General features: G+C 65.1%; 14 protein-coding genes. 6 read left to right on the plus strand and 8 right to left on the minus strand.

Annotated features, from left to right (window positions below; genetic code table 11):
* Nucleotides 1–3: 3 nt before the first annotated feature.
* From ccmD to ccmA, 4 genes are all read right to left on the minus strand, one after another.
* A complete protein-coding gene (ccmD, locus tag AB7G19_RS02000) occupies nt 4–189 on the minus strand; it encodes a heme exporter protein CcmD (RefSeq protein ID WP_014490637.1) in 186 nt (61 codons plus the stop codon).
* The gene (locus AB7G19_RS02005; protein WP_028150495.1) at nt 186–917 is read right to left on the minus strand and encodes a heme ABC transporter permease; all 732 of its coding nucleotides are present in this window, start codon (nt 915–917) and stop codon (nt 186–188) included. Before AB7G19_RS02005 ends, ccmD begins: the two co-directional genes overlap by 4 nt.
* A 91-nt stretch (nt 918–1,008) precedes the next feature.
* Nucleotides 1,009–1,677 carry a heme exporter protein CcmB gene (ccmB, locus tag AB7G19_RS02010; RefSeq protein ID WP_028150494.1) on the minus strand — a complete coding sequence of 223 codons (669 nt, stop codon included), beginning with the start codon at nt 1,675–1,677 and terminating at the stop codon, nt 1,009–1,011.
* 274 nt (nt 1,678–1,951) lie between these two features.
* Nucleotides 1,952–2,554 carry a heme ABC exporter ATP-binding protein CcmA gene (gene ccmA / locus AB7G19_RS02015; protein WP_085398664.1) on the minus strand — a complete coding sequence of 201 codons (603 nt, stop codon included), beginning with the start codon at nt 2,552–2,554 and terminating at the stop codon, nt 1,952–1,954.
* Between the two features lie 243 nt (nt 2,555–2,797).
* Here ccmA and acnA point away from each other — a divergent pair, with 243 nt between their 5' ends.
* The 3 genes from acnA to AB7G19_RS02030 all read left to right on the plus strand — a co-directional run bounded on the left by acnA (nt 2,798) and on the right by AB7G19_RS02030 (nt 7,461).
* Nucleotides 2,798–5,518, plus strand: a complete 2,721-nt coding sequence (acnA, locus tag AB7G19_RS02020) for an aconitate hydratase AcnA (protein WP_085398656.1) — start codon at nt 2,798–2,800, stop codon at nt 5,516–5,518.
* A gap of 217 nt (nt 5,519–5,735) precedes the next feature.
* Complete coding sequence (locus AB7G19_RS02025) at nt 5,736–6,512, plus strand: DUF1223 domain-containing protein (RefSeq protein WP_085398665.1); 777 nt, start codon at nt 5,736–5,738, stop codon at nt 6,510–6,512.
* Nucleotides 6,513–7,089: 577 nt separating this feature from the next.
* Nucleotides 7,090–7,461, plus strand: a complete 372-nt coding sequence (locus AB7G19_RS02030) for a DUF2794 domain-containing protein (protein ID WP_063980407.1) — start codon at nt 7,090–7,092, stop codon at nt 7,459–7,461.
* 148 nt (nt 7,462–7,609) lie between these two features.
* Here AB7G19_RS02030 and AB7G19_RS02035 read toward each other — a convergent pair whose 3' ends face one another.
* The 4 genes from AB7G19_RS02035 to AB7G19_RS02050 all read right to left on the minus strand — a co-directional run bounded on the left by AB7G19_RS02035 (nt 7,610) and on the right by AB7G19_RS02050 (nt 12,813).
* Nucleotides 7,610–8,137 carry a GNAT family N-acetyltransferase gene (locus tag AB7G19_RS02035; protein WP_085398658.1) on the minus strand — a complete coding sequence of 176 codons (528 nt, stop codon included), beginning with the start codon at nt 8,135–8,137 and terminating at the stop codon, nt 7,610–7,612.
* Between the two features lie 324 nt (nt 8,138–8,461).
* A complete protein-coding gene (locus tag AB7G19_RS02040) occupies nt 8,462–9,253 on the minus strand; it encodes a Bax inhibitor-1/YccA family protein (RefSeq protein WP_014490629.1) in 792 nt (263 codons plus the stop codon).
* A 270-nt stretch (nt 9,254–9,523) separates the two neighbouring features.
* The gene (locus tag AB7G19_RS02045) at nt 9,524–12,094 is read right to left on the minus strand and encodes an ABC transporter permease (protein ID WP_085398659.1); all 2,571 of its coding nucleotides are present in this window, start codon (nt 12,092–12,094) and stop codon (nt 9,524–9,526) included.
* Nucleotides 12,091–12,813, minus strand: coding sequence for an ABC transporter ATP-binding protein (locus tag AB7G19_RS02050; protein ID WP_071908649.1), 723 nt, complete (start codon nt 12,811–12,813; stop codon nt 12,091–12,093). Before AB7G19_RS02050 ends, AB7G19_RS02045 begins: the two co-directional genes overlap by 4 nt.
* Before the next feature lie 55 nt (nt 12,814–12,868).
* Between AB7G19_RS02050 and AB7G19_RS02055 the strand changes: the two genes are divergently transcribed.
* The 3 genes from AB7G19_RS02055 (at nt 12,869) to zapE (ending at nt 15,640) form a co-directional block, all read left to right on the plus strand.
* The gene (locus tag AB7G19_RS02055; RefSeq protein WP_085398666.1) at nt 12,869–13,504 is read left to right on the plus strand and encodes an arylesterase; all 636 of its coding nucleotides are present in this window, start codon (nt 12,869–12,871) and stop codon (nt 13,502–13,504) included.
* Between the two features lie 174 nt (nt 13,505–13,678).
* Entirely contained in the window at nt 13,679–14,215 is a 537-nt protein-coding gene (gene thpR / locus AB7G19_RS02060) for an RNA 2',3'-cyclic phosphodiesterase (protein ID WP_085398667.1), read from the plus strand.
* Nucleotides 14,216–14,455: 240 nt separating this feature from the next.
* Nucleotides 14,456–15,640 carry a cell division protein ZapE gene (gene zapE / locus AB7G19_RS02065; protein WP_071908648.1) on the plus strand — a complete coding sequence of 395 codons (1,185 nt, stop codon included), beginning with the start codon at nt 14,456–14,458 and terminating at the stop codon, nt 15,638–15,640.
* Nucleotides 15,641–15,871: the final 231 nt, after the last annotated feature.

Consider the following 15,871-nt stretch of genomic DNA (forward strand, 5'->3'; position numbering starts at 1 on the left):
CGCTCACGGCGTGTCCGTTGCGCTTCGTCCGGAGCGGCGCGTGACGCCGCTGCGGTCGAGCTCGCGCAGGCGCTCGGTCTGGCTGCGATAGTCGAGCACGATCCAGCCGATCAGGATCACGACCACGAGCGCCGCCGCGGCATAGGACGTCACGATGAAGGACGCGTAGGGACCAAGCGACATCGTCATGCGGCCTTCTGGCTCGCCTGCATCATCTGCAAGGAGCGGACGCGGCGGCGCAAGATCTCGTTGCGCATCGCCGCCAGGTGCAACGTGACGAACAGCAGCGTGAACGCGATGGCCATCAGCAGCAGCGGAATCAGGAACGATTTGTCGAGCGTCGAGCCGCCCATGCGCATCACCGACGCCGGCTGGTGCAGCGTGTTCCACCAATCGACCGAAAACTTGATGATCGGCAGGTTGATCGCGCCGACCAGCGTCAGCACCGCGGCCGCGCGCGCCGCGCGCGAGGGATCCTCGACCGCGCGCCACAGCGCCATCAGGCCGAGATACATCAGGAAGAGGATCAGCACCGAGGTCAGCCGCGCGTCCCATTCCCAATAGGTGCCCCACATCGGCCGGCCCCACAGCGATCCCGTGAGCAGCGCGAGGAAGGTGAAGGCGGCGCCGATCGGCGCGGCGGCTTTGGCGGCGACGTCGGCGAGCGGATGCCGCCACACCAGCGTGCCCAATGAGGCGATGCTCATCACGCCCCAGACGAACATCGACAGCCAGGCGTTGGGCACGTGGATGAACATGATCTTCACCGTCGCGCCCTGCTGGTAGTCGTCGGGCGCGAGAGCGGACTGGTAGAGGCCGATGGTGAGCAGGATGACGGTCGCGGCCACAAGCCACGGCAGCAGCCGCGCCGTCAGCGCGAGGAACCGTGTCGGATTGGCGAGATCGATCAGCGTCATGGTATTCTGATAATCACAGGTCAGCACTCACGCAATCAGCATAAAAGCGCGCAGCGAAAGTTGATCGGGGTCAAGGGTAATCCGGCCCATTTCAATCGAGACCATGGCGCAGGCTCGCCGCCGCCGCGAAAGGGCCGATGACGAGGCTGACCAGCGACAGCGCGCACAGGATCGAGAACGGCGCGCCGAACGTCATCGGACCGACGATCACGGCCTGCGAGGCCGCGACGCCGAAAATCAGCACCGGGATCGACAGCGGCAGCACCAGCACGGCCATCAACAGTCCGCCCCGGTGCAGCGTCACCGCCAGCGCCGCGCCGATCATGCCGGTGAAGGTCAGCGCCGGCGTACCGGCCAGGAGCGTCAGCGCCACCGCCCCGGTCGCGACCATGTCGAGGTTGAGCAGCAGGCCGAGCACCGGGGTTGCGACAATCAGTGGCAGGCCCGCGGCCAGCCAATGCGCCAGGGCCTTGGCGGCGCAGGCGAGTTCCAGCGGCGTCCGGCTCATCGTGATCAGGTCGAGCGAGCCGTCCTCGTGGTCGGCCATGAACAGCCGGTCCAGGGTGAGCAGGCTCGCCAGCAGCGCGCCGAGCCACAGGATCGCCGGCCCCAGCCGCGACAGCAGCGCCAGATCCGGCCCTACCGCGAACGGCATCAGCACCACCACGGTCAGGAAGAACAGCACGCCGATCAATGCCCCACCGCCGACGCGGAGCGCGATCCGGATGTCCCGGCGGATGAGGGCGGACAGGGCGGTCATGGGGTGTATCCGATGGGCACGGCTGCACTCCCTCCCCCCTTGCGGGGGAGGGTCGGGGAGGGGGGTAGCCCCGGGAGAGATGTCTGTTTCGGGCAGATTGTCCGCAACAGAGCAGCCGCTTCCCAACTGCTTGAGCCCATAGAGCGCGCCGTGCCGCACCCCTCTCCCTGACCCTCCCCCGCATCCGCCTTCGCCAAGGCTTCGGCGGACAAGAGGGGGGAGGGAACGGAGAGGGCGGAGCCCAGCCGCTTAGAAAGCTGAGGGTCCGTCGGAATCATGTCATTTCCCCAATTCTCAGCTCCCGCGAATCGATGCCCAGCGGCGCATGGGTCGCCGCGATGATCAGGCCGCCCCGGGCCAGATGCTCCCGCATCAGGCCCTCGAACATGCCCTGGCCGGCCACGTCCAGCGCCGTGGTCGGCTCGTCCAGCAGCCAGACCGGGCGGCGCACCGTCAGCAGCCGGGCCAGCGACAGGCGGCGGCGCTGGCCGGCGGACAGGAAGGCGGCCGGCAAATGGGTGGCGTGATCGAGCCCGACGATGGCGAGGCTCTTGGCGGCATCACTGCGCTCGCCGCCCAGAAAATCAGCCCAGAATGACAGGTTTTCCGCCACGCTCAGCGCCGGTTTCAGGGCGTCGCGATGGCCGAGATAGTGGCACTGCTCCGGCAGCGTCAGCTCGGCATCGCCGCCGGCGAGCGCGATTGTCCCGCCGGCCGGAATCAGCAGGCCCGCGATCAGCCGCAGCAGCGAGGTCTTGCCCGAGCCGTTGCGGCCCACGACCGCCACGGCCTCGCCCGAGACCGCCTCGAAATCGAGCCCGGAAAACACCTCGCGGCCGCCGCGCACGCAGATGACCCTGCGTCCGGACAGCTGCATCTTGCCTTGGTTCAATCCGCTCAAAGCCTGGCCTCAGGAAATCTTGGGGTAGCGCATGGGAATTTTTGGCTCGCGGATTGCTGCGGCACGTTTGTGGCTGTGGCGGCGCGGTTAGAAAGCTTCTATAAGCCCGGAACTACTTGATGCAGCAACTCAACCTGCCCCTGCAAGCGACCCAGCCGGACTCGCTGACGGTGTTAAAATACCCCTTGCCGGGTATAACTAACAATTGGGATTTCCTACATGACCTCGCTCGACAGCTTCAAATGCAAAAAGACCCTCAAGGTCGGCGCCAAGACCTATGTCTATTACAGCCTGCCCACGGCCGAGAAGAATGGTCTGAAGGGAATTTCGAAACTCCCCTATTCGATGAAGGTTCTGCTCGAGAACCTCCTGCGCAACGAGGACGGCCGCACGGTCAAGAAGGAAGACATCGTGGCGGTGTCGAAGTGGCTGCGCAAGAAGTCGCTGGAGCATGAGATCGCATTCCGCCCGGCCCGCGTGCTGATGCAGGATTTCACCGGCGTGCCGGCCGTCGTCGACCTCGCCGCGATGCGCAACGCGATGCAGAAGCTCGGCGGCGATGCCGAGAAGATCAATCCGCTGGTGCCGGTCGACCTCGTCATCGACCACTCCGTGATCGTGAATTTCTTCGGCGACAACAAGGCCTTCGGCAAGAACGTCACCGAGGAATACAAGCAGAACCAGGAGCGCTACGAGTTCCTGAAGTGGGGCCAGAAGGCGTTCTCGAACTTCTCGGTCGTGCCGCCCGGCACCGGCATCTGCCATCAGGTCAATCTCGAATATCTCTCCCAGACGGTCTGGACCAAGAAGGAGAAGATGACGGTCGGCAAGAAGACCGGCACCTTCGAGGTCGCCTATCCCGACTCGCTGGTCGGCACCGACTCCCACACCACCATGGTCAACGGTCTCGCCGTGCTCGGCTGGGGCGTCGGCGGCATCGAGGCGGAAGCCTGCATGCTCGGCCAGCCGCTGTCGATGCTGCTGCCCACCGTCGTCGGCTTCAAGCTGAAGGGTGCGATGAAGGAAGGCGTCACCGCGACCGACCTCGTGCTGACCGTGACGCAGATGCTGCGCAAGCTCGGCGTGGTCGGCAAGTTCGTCGAGTTCTTCGGCCCCGGCCTTGATCACCTGTCCGTCGCCGACAAGGCGACCATCGCCAACATGGCGCCGGAATATGGCGCGACCTGCGGCTTCTTCCCGGTCGACGCTGCTGCGCTCGATTACCTCAAGACCTCCGGCCGCGCTCCGGCGCGCGTCGCGCTGGTGCAGGCCTATGCCAAGGCGCAGGGCCTGTTCCGCACCGCCAAGTCGGCCGATCCGGTGTTCACGGAAACGCTGACCCTCGACCTCGGCGACGTCGTGCCCTCGATGGCCGGTCCGAAGCGTCCCGAAGGCCGCATCGCGCTGCCGTCGGTCGCCGAAGGCTTTTCGCTCGCGCTCGGAACCGAGTACAAGAAGACCGAAGAGCCCGGGAAGCGCTTTGCCGTCGACGGCAAGAACTACGAGATCGGTCATGGCGACGTCGTGATCGCTGCGATCACCTCCTGCACCAACACCTCGAATCCAAGCGTCTTGATCGGTGCCGGCCTGCTTGCGCGCAACGCTGCCGCGAAGGGCCTCAAGGCAAAACCGTGGGTGAAGACGTCGCTCGCCCCGGGCAGCCAGGTGGTCGCGGCCTATCTCGCCGATTCAGGTCTGCAGGCCGATCTCGACAAGGTCGGCTTCAACCTGGTCGGCTTCGGCTGCACCACCTGCATCGGCAATTCCGGTCCGCTGCCCGAGGAGATCTCGAAGTCGATCAACGACAACGGCATCGTCGCGGCCGCCGTGCTCTCCGGCAACCGCAACTTCGAAGGCCGCGTCTCGCCGGACGTGCAGGCGAACTATCTCGCTTCGCCGCCGCTGGTCGTCGCCCACGCGCTCGCGGGCAGCGTCACCAAGAACCTCGCCGTCGAGCCGCTCGGTGAAGGCAAGGACGGCAAGCCGGTGTACCTCAAGGACATCTGGCCGACGACGAAGGAGATCAACGCCTTCATGAAGAAGTTCGTGACCGCGTCGATCTTCAAGAAGAAGTATGCCGACGTGTTCAAGGGCGACACCAACTGGCGCAAGATCAAGACGGTCGAGAGCGAGACCTATCGCTGGAACATGAGCTCGACCTATGTGCAGAACCCGCCCTATTTCGATGGCATGAAGAAGGAGCCGGAGCCGGTCACCGACATCATCGAGGCGCGCATCCTCGCCATGTTCGGCGACAAGATCACCACCGACCACATCTCGCCGGCCGGTTCGATCAAGCTCACCTCGCCCGCCGGCAAATATCTCAGCGAACACCAGGTGCGTCCGGCCGACTTCAACCAGTACGGCACGCGTCGCGGCAACCATGAAGTGATGATGCGCGGCACCTTCGCCAACATCCGCATCAAGAACTTCATGCTGAAGGGCGCTGACGGAAATATCCCGGAAGGCGGTCTCACCAAGCACTGGCCCGACGGCGAGCAGATGTCGATCTACGACGCCGCGATGAAGTACCAGCAGGAGCAGGTGCCGCTGGTGGTGTTCGCCGGTGCCGAATACGGCAACGGTTCCTCGCGCGACTGGGCTGCGAAGGGCACGCGCCTGCTCGGCGTCCGCGCCGTGATCTGCCAGAGCTTCGAGCGTATCCACCGCTCCAACCTGGTCGGCATGGGCGTGCTGCCGCTGACCTTCGAAGAGGGCACCTCCTGGTCGTCGCTCGGCCTGAAGGGCGACGAGAAGGTCACGCTGCGCGGCCTGGTCGGCGACCTGAAGCCGCGTCAGAAGCTGACCGCGGAGATCGTCTCCGGCGACGGTTCGTTGCAGCGGGTTTCGCTGCTTTGCCGCATCGATACGCTGGACGAGCTCGATTACTACCGGAACGGCGGCATTCTGCACTACGTGCTGCGCAAGCTCGCGGCCTAAGCGCGAATTTGTGAACGGTGGCTCACCGCGACGTGAGTAGAAGGTTAAACGAGGGCGGCCTATCACAAGGCCGCCTTCGTGCGTTAGAACACGCGTCCGATGGTTCCGCCCGGCGGAAAACCTCGCCCCGGACGGTTGAATGTACGATGCCCGTAAGACTACGGTGACCATCAGGCGATAGGATCTTCCCCCACGCGTGCGAGGTGTGACGTTCAACATGACTGCAATGATGGCTTCTAATCTGGTTTCGCGCTGGTCCGGTGCACTCTGGTCGGGAGCACTTGGGATCTGCGCCATCGTCGCCGTCATCCGTCCCGCCGAGGCTGATCCTCGCGCCGTAGTCGAGCTCTTCACATCGCAGGGCTGCTCCTCCTGCCCGCCCGCCGACCAGGTCATCGGCGATCTCTCCAACGACCCGTCGATCATCGCGCTGAGCATGCCGATCGACTATTGGGATTATCTCGGCTGGAAGGACACGCTTGCGGATTCGCGCTTCTCGGCGCGGCAGCGCGCCTATTCGCGCATGCGCGGCGACCGCGAGGTCTATACGCCGCAAGTCGTGGTCAACGGTTCGACGCATGTCATCGGCAGCGATCGCGCCGGCATCGAGAGCGCGATCGGCAAGACCGACAACGGCACAGGCGTAATGAGCGTGCCGGTGACGATGTCGCTTGCAGGCAAGCAGATCAACGTCTCGGTGGCGGCGAGCAAGGAGTCGGCGGCCTCGCACGGTGAGGTCTGGATCTGCTCGATCACGAAATCGGTGCCGATCGCAATCAGCCGTGGCGAAAACCGCGGGCAGCAGATCACCTATCACAACGTCGTGCGCAACCTGCTCAAGGTCGGCGACTGGAACGGGCGTCCGGAAAGCTGGACGGTGCCGTTGGAAAATCTCACGCGCGACGGCGTCGACGGCGCTGTGGTCTATGTCCAGGACGGCAGCCGTGAGAAGCCGGGTGCGATGCTCGGCGCAGCCTACACGTCGCTGCACTAGATCCGATTTCTCTCGCTAGCGTCGCACTCGCTCTCACGCCTCATGGTGAGGAGCGCGCCCTCGCGCGCGAGGCGGACGATGCTACGCATCGCCGCGAGAACCATGCAGTCACCGCTTCGCGGCTCCCCAGGATGAGGGGTGAGAGTTGTCTTCGCGTTAATCAGAGAGAAGTTGGTCGTGCCGGAAACATCTCGGCACAAACCAAAAAGGACCAACTTGCGTTGGCCCTCCTTGTCGCGCGTACAGACCCGATCCTGACGGCCCCGGGGGGCTGGGGGCTGAGGAATCCGGAACCGAAAGGACCGGGTCAACGCACACAGGTCTTTTCGCAATGCAGGGCGGCAGGCGCTTGGCGGAAAAGCGGCGATATCAAGATTCCTTCTAACGATCCCGTGACGGTTTGCCGCGACAGAATTCCACTCCTGCGTGTGCTCCGATTCGCACCCGATTCAATCAGTTGAGTGAAGAGCCCCTTGCGGCGGGGAACAGTTGGCGCGATCATGCAATTGTCATGATCCGCGGTTCCGGGGACGGTCCTTCGCGGATGCGATCATGCCGCGAGATGAGGAGGCGCTCGATGAGTCTGACGCCGGAGGATGCCGATCCGAGCGAGCAGCGCGCCGTGGCGCGCCCCACCGCTGCGAATGCCCAACCCAACCGGGTGACATTCAACCGGCTGGAACTGAACCGCATCCTCAACCTGTACGGCCGCATGGTCGCCGACGGCGAGTGGCGCGACTATGCCATCGACTTCCTGAAGGACCGCGCGGTGTTCTCGGTCTTCCGCCGCGCCTCGGAGGTGCCGATCTATCGCATCGAGAAGGACCCGCGGCTGGCGCGCAAGCAGGGCATGTACAGCGTGATCTCGGCGACCGGCCTGATCCTGCGCCGCGGCCACGAGCTCGAGCGCGTGCTGCTGGTGATCGATCGAAAATTGGCGGTGGTTTAGCCTTACGGACGGTGCCGTAGGGTGGGCAAAGGCGCACCGCGCCGTGCCCACCATCTTTCCTCAATCACCGGGCATGCTGGGCACGCTTCCGCCTTCGCTCTCCGAGCTACGGCGGACAAGTCGCTTTGCCCACCCTACGAGACCGAGGTTATTTCGGCACCGTACTCGCGCCCTCGCCCAGATCCCGCTGCATCATCACCGTGTCGAGCCAGCGGCCGAATTTCAGGCCAACATTGGGATGCGTGCCGATCATCTTGAAACCGCCGCGCGTGTGCACGCCGATCGAGCCGGCATTGGCGGAATCGCCGATCACCGCGATCATCTGGCGGAAGCCGCGCGCCTCGCATTCGGCGATCAGCCGCTCCAGCAGCAACGAGCCGATGCCGCGGCGGTGGAACGCGGGATCGAGATAGATCGAGTTCTCGACCGTGAAGCGGTAGGCCGGCCGCGGCCGGTAGGCGCCGGCATAGGCATAGCCGGCGACGCTACGATCGAGGATGGCGACGAAATAGGGATAGCCACCGTCGATCAGCGCGCGGTAGCGGCGCGTCATCTCGGCCAGATCCGGCGGCGCCAGCTCGAATGTCGCGGTGCCCTCGCGGACGGCCTGCTTGTAGATGGCGGTGATGGCGGGAAGGTCGGCCTCAATGGCGGGCCTGATCTCAGGTGCGGACATGGGAGGAAGACTAAAGCCTTCCCGGGACGGCTGGAAGGGGGCGAAGCCGCCTCTCCGCCGTCATTGCGAGCGCAGCGAAGCAATCCAGAAATGCGCCCGCGGAGGGGCTCTGGATTGCTTCGCTGCGCTCGCAAGGACGAGGAGAGAGGTGACGCTCGTAGCCCGGATGGAGCGCAGCGAAATCCGGGGCCGTCGTATCCGCAGATAGGCCTGTCCCGGATTGCGCTTCGCTCCATCCGGGCTACGGGCGTGTCGCGCATCCCGGCCCAAACAAAAACCCCGGCCTCTCGGCCGGGGTTCGTATCCGCTCGCTCGGTCGATCGCTTAGTCGCGCTGGCCGAGGAGCTGCAGGAGCAGCGTGAACAGGTTGATGAAGTTCAGGTACAGCGACAGTGCGCCGGTGATGGCCGCACGCTCTGCGATGTCACCGCCGGCCGAGGCGTAGCCGTAGATGTAGTCGTTCTTCAGCCGCTGGGTGTCCCAGGCGGTGAGGCCGGCGAACACCAGCACGCCGACCACGGACACGATGAACTGCAGCATCGTGCTGGCCAGGAACAGGTTGACCAGGCTCGCGATGATGATGCCGATCAGGCCCATGAACAGGAACGAGCCCATTCCGGTCAGATCACGCTTGGTGGTGTAGCCGTAGAGGCTCAGTGCGCCAAACGTGGCCGCGGTGATAAAGAACACCCGCACGATCGAGGTGTGCGTGAACACCAGGAAGATCGAGGACAGCGAGATGCCCATCAGCGCCGCGAACACCCAGAACAGGATCTGCGCGGTCGAGGGGGCGAGACGGTTGATGCCCGCCGAGATCACGAACACCATCGCGAGCGGCGCGAGCATGAACAGCCACTTCAGGGGGCTGACGAACATCGCGTAGCCGAACGGCGTCAGGAACAGCTTGCCGACGCGGACGGCTTCCGGGGTCGGAACGTCGGTCACGGCGGCCATATAGACGCCGAGCGCGGCCAGGCCGGTGATGGCGAGGCCGATGCTCATGTAATTGTAGATGCGCAGCATATAGGCGCGCAGGCCGGCATCGACCGTCGCGGCGTCAACACGCCCGGCGGCCCTGCCGAAAGGAGAAGCGTAGTTACGGTCTAGGTCCGACATGGTCGAATTCCCGTTGGTTAGCCCGGTCCGGCATGAGGGTCGCCATGCCGCCGGTTCGTCAAATTCTATCTCGGATACCGATCTGTGCCGACTAAATTCTGGCTCATAATCGGGGGTCCGAACCCATTGGATATGTGGGAAACTAACACATTCGCTGCAACCGTCCACGCGCGGCTGAATGTCGCCCTCGCCCGCAATCCTGGCGAGCAGACGTGGTTAATCGCTGGAATCGTGCGATTCCGACATCGCGGGGTCGCCCGCTACCATTTGTCACAAATTCCGCAACACCGTGGCGGGCTTTTTGTTCAATGCCAGCAGCGTCCCGGCGAGCCCAAGTCCGACCGTGACGACCAAGGCCGCCGCGACCACGCCGGCCGCGCTGCCGGCCTGCCAGACGAAACTCAGCGTCATCAGCCGCGTCACGATCATCCAGGCCGCGACGCTGCCGGCGATCACGCCGAACACCGCGGTGGCAAGTCCGATCAGCAGGTATTCAAGGGCATAGGCGCCGAGCAGCCGCAGCCGGGTCGCGCCGAGGGTCTTGAGGATCACCGCATCGTAGACCCGGTGGCGGTGGCCGGCGGCGAGCGCGCCGCCCAGCACCAGGATCGCCGAGATCAGGGTCACCGCGCTGGCGCCGCGGATCGCCAGCGCCAGATTGGTCACGACCGAGCCGACCGTCTCCATCACCTCGCGCACGCGCACGCTCGTCACCATCGGATAGGTGTCGGCGACTTGCCTGATGATCTTGCCGTCGCCGGCCGCAGTGCCGCCGGCCTCGGTGAGCGTCGCGATATGGGTGTGCGGCGCGCCCTTGAAGGCGTTGGGCGAGAACACCAGCACGAAATTGATGCCCATGCCCTGCCAGTCGATGGTGCGCAGATTGCCGATTTTGGCCGGGATGTCGCGGCCGAGCACGTTGACCACGATCTCGTCGCCGAGCTTGAGACCGAGCCCGTCGGCGATCTTCTTCTCCATCGAGACCAGCAGCGGGCCGGAATAGTCGGCGCTCCACCATTCGCCCTCGACCACCTTGGAGCCCTTCGGCAGCTCGGCGGTATAGGTCAGGCCGCGGTCGCTTTGCAGCACCCATTCGGAATCGGTGGTGGGCTTGAGGTCCTCGGCACGCACGCTGCGCGCGGCGACGATGCGCCCGCGCAGCATCGGCACGTCCTCGACCTTTGCGCCCGGCGCGATCCGGCGCAGATAGCCGTCGAACTGCTCGGCCTGCGTGCTCGGGATGTCGATGAAGAAGAACGACGGCGCGTGCTCGGGGAGCGCCGCAAGGAACTGCCGGCGCAGATTGCCGTCGATCTGGGTGATGGTCACGAGCACGGCGAGCCCCAGCCCGAGCGACAGCACGACGGAGGGCGTCAGCGCGCCCGGCCGGTGGATGTTGGCGATCGCCAGTCGCAGCATCGGCAGGCGCGTGCGCGGCAGCCGGCGCGCGATCGTCATCAGCAGGGCGGCGATGCCGCGGAGCAGGGCGAACACGACGACGGAGGACGCCACGAACACCGCGGCGATGCGCTTGTCGAAGGACAATCCGATCACGACCGCGATCAGCAGCGCGATCACGACGGCCATGAACACGACATAGCTCCAGCGCGGCCGGTGCCATTCGGAGCTGATGGTGTCGCGGAACAGCGCGGCGACCGGCACGTCGTGCACCCGCCCGAGCGGCCACAGGCCGAAGGCGAGCGCCGTGAGCAGGCCGTAGACGAAGGACAGCGCGAGCTCGTCGGCATGCACGGCCGGCACCACCGGCAGCGGCAGCAGTTTTCCGAACAGGCCGACGATGGCGAACGGCATGGCGGCGCCGAGCGCAAGGCCGATCACCGAGCCAATTCCCGCCAGCAGGAGGACCTGCGCCAGATAGATGCCGAACACGTCGCGGCCGGTGGCGCCGACCGCCTTGAAGGCCGCGATGACCTCGAGCCGGCGGTCGATATGGCTCTTGACGGCATTGGCGACGCCGACGCCGCCGACCAGGAGCGCGGCGAGGCCGACCAGCGTCAAGAATTGCGTGAAGCGGTTGATGTTGCGCTCGAGCTGCGGCGAGGCATTGGAGCGGCTGCGGATCTCCCAGCCGGCCTGCGGCGCAGCGTTGCGCGCGTCCGCGATGAAGGTGTCGGTGGCGCGCTCGCTGTTGCCGGTGTCAGGCAGCTTCACCCGGTAGACCCAGCGCACCAGGCTGCCGGGCTGGATCAGGCCGGTGGCGCGCAGGCCCGCCTCGCTGATCAGGAAGCGCGGCCCGAAACCGATGCCGCCGGCGAGCTTGTCGGGCTCGGCTTCGACGGTGCTGCGGATCTGGAAGGTCGCGCTTCCGATGGTGACGCGGTCGCCGGTCTTCAGCGACAGCCGCGCCAGCAGCGTCGGATCGGCGGCGGCACCGAACGCGCCGTCGCGCTCCGCGAGCAGGTCGGACATCGGCAGTGGCGGCGCCAGCGTCAGCTGACCCAGCATCGGATAGGTGTCGTCGACCGCCTTCATCTCGACCAGCGCGAGCTGGCCGTCGGCGGCGCGCGCCATGCCGCGCAAGGTCGCGGCGGTGGAGACGGTGCCGCGCGAGCGCAGGAAGGAGACCTCCTCGGGCTTCGCCTCGCGCTGGAACAGCACGAAGGAGACGTCGCCGCCGAGCAGCGTGCGGCCCTCGCGCGCGAGACCGTCGCTCAGGCTCGCCGAGACCGAGCCGACGCCCGCGATGGCCATCACGCCGAGCGCGATGCAGGCGATGAAGACATAGAAGCCGCGCAGGCCTCCGCGCAATTCGCGCAGCGCGTAGCGCAGCGACAGCGCGACGCCGTTGGGTTTCGCGAACGGTTCGGCCGCGATGCTCATGCCGGCGCAGACTGGGTGTCGATGCGGCCGGAGCGCAGGCGGATCACGCGATCGCAGCGCTGCGCGAGCGAGGAATCGTGCGTGACCAGCACCAGCGTCATGCCGCGCTCGGCATGTTTGTTGAACAGAAGATCGACGATCTGCTTTCCGGTGGCCTCGTCGAGATTGCCGGTCGGCTCGTCCGCGACGAGGATGGCGGGATCGGGCGCCAGCGCGCGGGCGAGCGCGACGCGCTGCTGCTCGCCGCCGGACAGCTGCGTCGGATAGTGATGCAGGCGATCGCCGAGCCCGACCGATTGCAGCTCCTGCGCCGCGCGTCTTGCAGCGTCAGGGTTGCCGGCGAGTTCGAGCGGCACGGCGACGTTCTCGAGCGCCGTCATGGTCGGAATCAGATGGAAGGACTGGAAGACGATGCCGACCTGGCGGCCGCGGAAGCGGGCCAGCGCGTCCTCGTCGAGGGCATTGAAAGGCGTGCCTGACACCACCACCTCTCCGCTATCAGGACGCTCTAGCCCCGCCATCACCATCAGCAGCGTGGATTTGCCCGAGCCTGACGGGCCGATCAGGCCGATCGTCTCGCCCGAGGCGACCCGCAGGCTGATATCCTTGAGGATGTGAACGCGTGCCGCGCCCGTACCCAATGAAAGATTGACGTTGGAGATGGCGATGGTGTCCGGCGCGGTGCCGGCGAGCGAAGAGGTTTCGATGCGACTGTCCATGGTCCGGTCATATGGCAACTCCGCATACGCGGTCGAGAGGCGTTACGGATTCTTCATGCACATAGCCGTGTTGATGATCGCTTTGATGACGGTGGTGGATCCGGCGTGGGCCGAAGCGACAAAGCCGGTCAAGCTTGTCGTTCTCGGCGATTCCCTGAGCGCCGGCCTCGGCCTCCCGGCCCAGGACGCATTCCCCACAAAACTTCAAAAAGCCTTGCAAGCCAAAGGCATAGCGGTCGACATGACCAATGCCGGCGTGTCCGGCGACACCTCGTCCGGCGGCCGTGACCGGCTCGACTGGTCGGTCCCGGACGGAACCGACGGCGTGATCGTCGAGCTCGGCGCCAACGACGCGCTGCGCGGCATCGACCCCGATTTGACGCGGACCGCGTTGACCGACATTGTCCAGCGATTGAAGACACGCAAGATCGCGGTGATGCTGTGCGGCATGCTGGCGCCGCCGAATTACGGCGCGGAATACGCCGCGCGCTTCAATTCGATTTATCCGGATCTTGCGAAAAAATTCGACGTGCCGCTCTATCCGTTCTTCCTCGACGGCGTCGCGGCCGACGCCAAGCTCAACCAGGCCGACGGCATTCATCCGACCGCGGCCGGCGTCGACATCATCGTTAACAACATCATGCCCACGGTGGAGGCATTTTTGCGCAACATAAGCGAGCAGCGCCGCTGAAAAGCGGGCAGCGCTAACCGTAATTCCCAGGGTTTTACCGGGGTGAGGCGCGCGATGCTTCGCAGAGTCACACAACTGCGATAGGAATCAGGGTACCGGTGATTCGTCGCCGGCTCTACAATTTGGATATGATCCTTCCCAGGGATCATGCCCAAGCATCGGGAGTGCGAAACGATGCCGCGTTTGTTCACAGGTCTGGAAATTCCGGCCGAGATCAGCCAGACGCTTTCCAATTTGCGGGGCGGCCTTCCCGGCGCCCGCTGGATCGATCCCGAAAATTATCACGTTACCCTGCGCTTCATCGGCGATATCGACGGCATGTCCGCTAACGAGATCGCATCAATGCTGTTTCGCGTTGATCGCAAGCCCTTCGAGGTGAAGGTGCAGGGGCTCATGAGCTTCGGCGGCCGCAAGCCGCGCGCGGTGGTCGCAACCATCGCGCCGAGCAAGCCGCTGATGGAATTGCAGGCCGAGCTCGAACGCATGATGCAGCGGATCGGCCTCGACCCTGAGGGGCGCAAGTTCACCCCGCATGTCACGCTGGCCCGGCTGCACGACGCGTCCGACCGCGACGTCGCCGACTATCTCTCGCTGCGCGGTTACTTCCCGAGCAAGGCGTTCATGGCCGAACGGTTTGTCTTGTTCTCGTCCCGCGCATCGACCGGCGGCGGCCCCTATGTGGTCGAGGACGCCTACGAGCTGTGTGAGTAGCACCGCTCTCGTGCCCCGGACGCGGCGCAGCGCCATCAGCGCGTTTACGCGCGTCTTCGACACGCTACGGCGGTGCGCTGCTGGGCCGGGGCCCATCGCTCCACGATGGATGTACGAAATAGTGGGTCCCCGCTCTGCGCACCGTCACTGCTTCCCGTAGCGCGTCCGGGACGCGGAACGCATACCCCGCCCACCAATTCACGGCTTGCAATTTCCGCGCATCTCTGGCGGTAAAGAGCCATGCTCTCCACCCCCAGTTCCTCATTCCGCGAGGCATACCAGGCCCAGATCGCGTCCGGCGCGATCGAGCCCGATGCTGCGCAGGCCGACATCGCCGAAGCCTATGCGGCGCTCGACCAGCGGCTCGCGAACTACAAGCCGCAGCGCAAGCAGGGCCTGCTCAGCCGTTTGTTCAGCGGCGACAAGGACGAGGCGCCGCGCGGGCTCTACGTCCATGGCGAAGTCGGCCGCGGCAAGACCATGCTGATGGACCTGTTCTTCCAGCACAGTACCGTCGAGCACAAGCGCCGCGCGCATTTCCACGAGTTCATGGCGGAAGCGCATGAGCGCATCTACGATTATCGCCAGGGCATCTCGCGCGGCGAGATCGCCGATGGCGACGTCATCACGCTGACCGCGAACGCGATCTTTGAGGAAAGCTGGCTGCTTTGCTTCGACGAATTCCACGTCACCGACATCGCGGACGCGATGATCCTCGGCCGCCTGTTCGCAAAGCTGTTCGAGCTCGGCACCGTGGTCGTCGCGACCTCCAACGTCGCGCCCGACGATCTCTACAAGGGCGGCCTGAACCGTTCGCTGTTCCTGCCCTTCATCAAGCAGATCACCGACCACATGGACGTGCTGCGGCTCGATGCGCGCACGGATTTCCGCCTGGAAAAGCTTCAGGGCGTGCCGATGTGGCTGACGCCGGCCGACGGCGACGCCGGCGCGGCCCTCGACCGCGCCTGGTCGAAAATGACAGGCGGCGCCAAATGCAAGTCGCGCGATATTTCGTTCAAGGGCCGCATCCTGCACGTGCCGTGCTCGGCCCATGGCGTGGCGCGGTTCGGATTTGCGGATCTCTGCGAAAAACCGCTCGGCGCGTCCGACTACCTCCGCCTCGCGCACGACTATCACACCATCCTGGTCGACCATATTCCAGTGATGGATTTTTCCCAGCGCAACGCCGCCAAGCGTTTCATCACGCTGATCGATACGCTCTATGACAATGCCGTGAAGCTGATGGCCTCGGCCGATGCCAATCCGATCTCGCTCTACCTCGCCCACGAGGGCAACGAGGCCATGGAGTTCAAGCGGACGGCCTCGCGCCTGATCGAGATGAGCTCGGAATCCTATTTGGCGCTGCCTCACGGCCGCAAGGATTCCACCGCCAGCGGCTCCACCAAGGGTCTGGTGGAGACTTAAGTCCTATTTGCCAGCGCTGTCATTCCGGGGCGTCGCAAAGCGACGAGCCCGGAATCCATACTCCCGCTGGTGGTTATGGATTCCCAGATGCGCAATTGCGCATCGTAGCTCGCGACTTTCGTCGCGCCCCGGAATGACAGGGATGCGCTTCAATGTTCGCCAAGCCCGACAATTGGGCATCCACCGACTTGAACGGGGGGAGCGAAAGGGATAACCACCCGTCTCAGTTTT

Source organism: Bradyrhizobium sp. 215_C5_N1_1, from assembly GCF_052075935.1.
Classification (GTDB): Bacteria; Pseudomonadota; Alphaproteobacteria; order Rhizobiales; family Xanthobacteraceae; genus Bradyrhizobium; species Bradyrhizobium barranii.

Excerpts from the sequence above, each read along its gene's own strand:
- ccmD (WP_014490637.1), bottom strand. The coding sequence starts at position 189 with ATGACGATGTCGCTTGGTCCCTACGCGTCCTTCATCGTGACGTCCTAT.
- AB7G19_RS02005 (WP_028150495.1), bottom strand. The coding sequence starts at position 917 with ATGACGCTGATCGATCTCGCCAATCCGACACGGTTCCTCGCGCTGACG.
- ccmB (WP_028150494.1), bottom strand. The coding sequence starts at position 1,677 with ATGACCGCCCTGTCCGCCCTCATCCGCCGGGACATCCGGATCGCGCTC.
- ccmA (WP_085398664.1), bottom strand. The coding sequence starts at position 2,554 with ATGCAGCTGTCCGGACGCAGGGTCATCTGCGTGCGCGGCGGCCGCGAG.
- acnA (WP_085398656.1), top strand. The coding sequence starts at position 2,798 with ATGACCTCGCTCGACAGCTTCAAATGCAAAAAGACCCTCAAGGTCGGC.
- AB7G19_RS02025 (WP_085398665.1), top strand. The coding sequence starts at position 5,736 with ATGACTGCAATGATGGCTTCTAATCTGGTTTCGCGCTGGTCCGGTGCA.
- AB7G19_RS02030 (WP_063980407.1), top strand. The coding sequence starts at position 7,090 with ATGAGTCTGACGCCGGAGGATGCCGATCCGAGCGAGCAGCGCGCCGTG.
- AB7G19_RS02035 (WP_085398658.1), bottom strand. The coding sequence starts at position 8,137 with ATGTCCGCACCTGAGATCAGGCCCGCCATTGAGGCCGACCTTCCCGCC.
- AB7G19_RS02040 (WP_014490629.1), bottom strand. The coding sequence starts at position 9,253 with ATGTCGGACCTAGACCGTAACTACGCTTCTCCTTTCGGCAGGGCCGCC.
- AB7G19_RS02045 (WP_085398659.1), bottom strand. The coding sequence starts at position 12,094 with ATGAGCATCGCGGCCGAACCGTTCGCGAAACCCAACGGCGTCGCGCTG.
- AB7G19_RS02050 (WP_071908649.1), bottom strand. The coding sequence starts at position 12,813 with ATGGACAGTCGCATCGAAACCTCTTCGCTCGCCGGCACCGCGCCGGAC.
- AB7G19_RS02055 (WP_085398666.1), top strand. The coding sequence starts at position 12,869 with ATGCACATAGCCGTGTTGATGATCGCTTTGATGACGGTGGTGGATCCG.
- thpR (WP_085398667.1), top strand. The coding sequence starts at position 13,679 with ATGCCGCGTTTGTTCACAGGTCTGGAAATTCCGGCCGAGATCAGCCAG.
- zapE (WP_071908648.1), top strand. The coding sequence starts at position 14,456 with ATGCTCTCCACCCCCAGTTCCTCATTCCGCGAGGCATACCAGGCCCAG.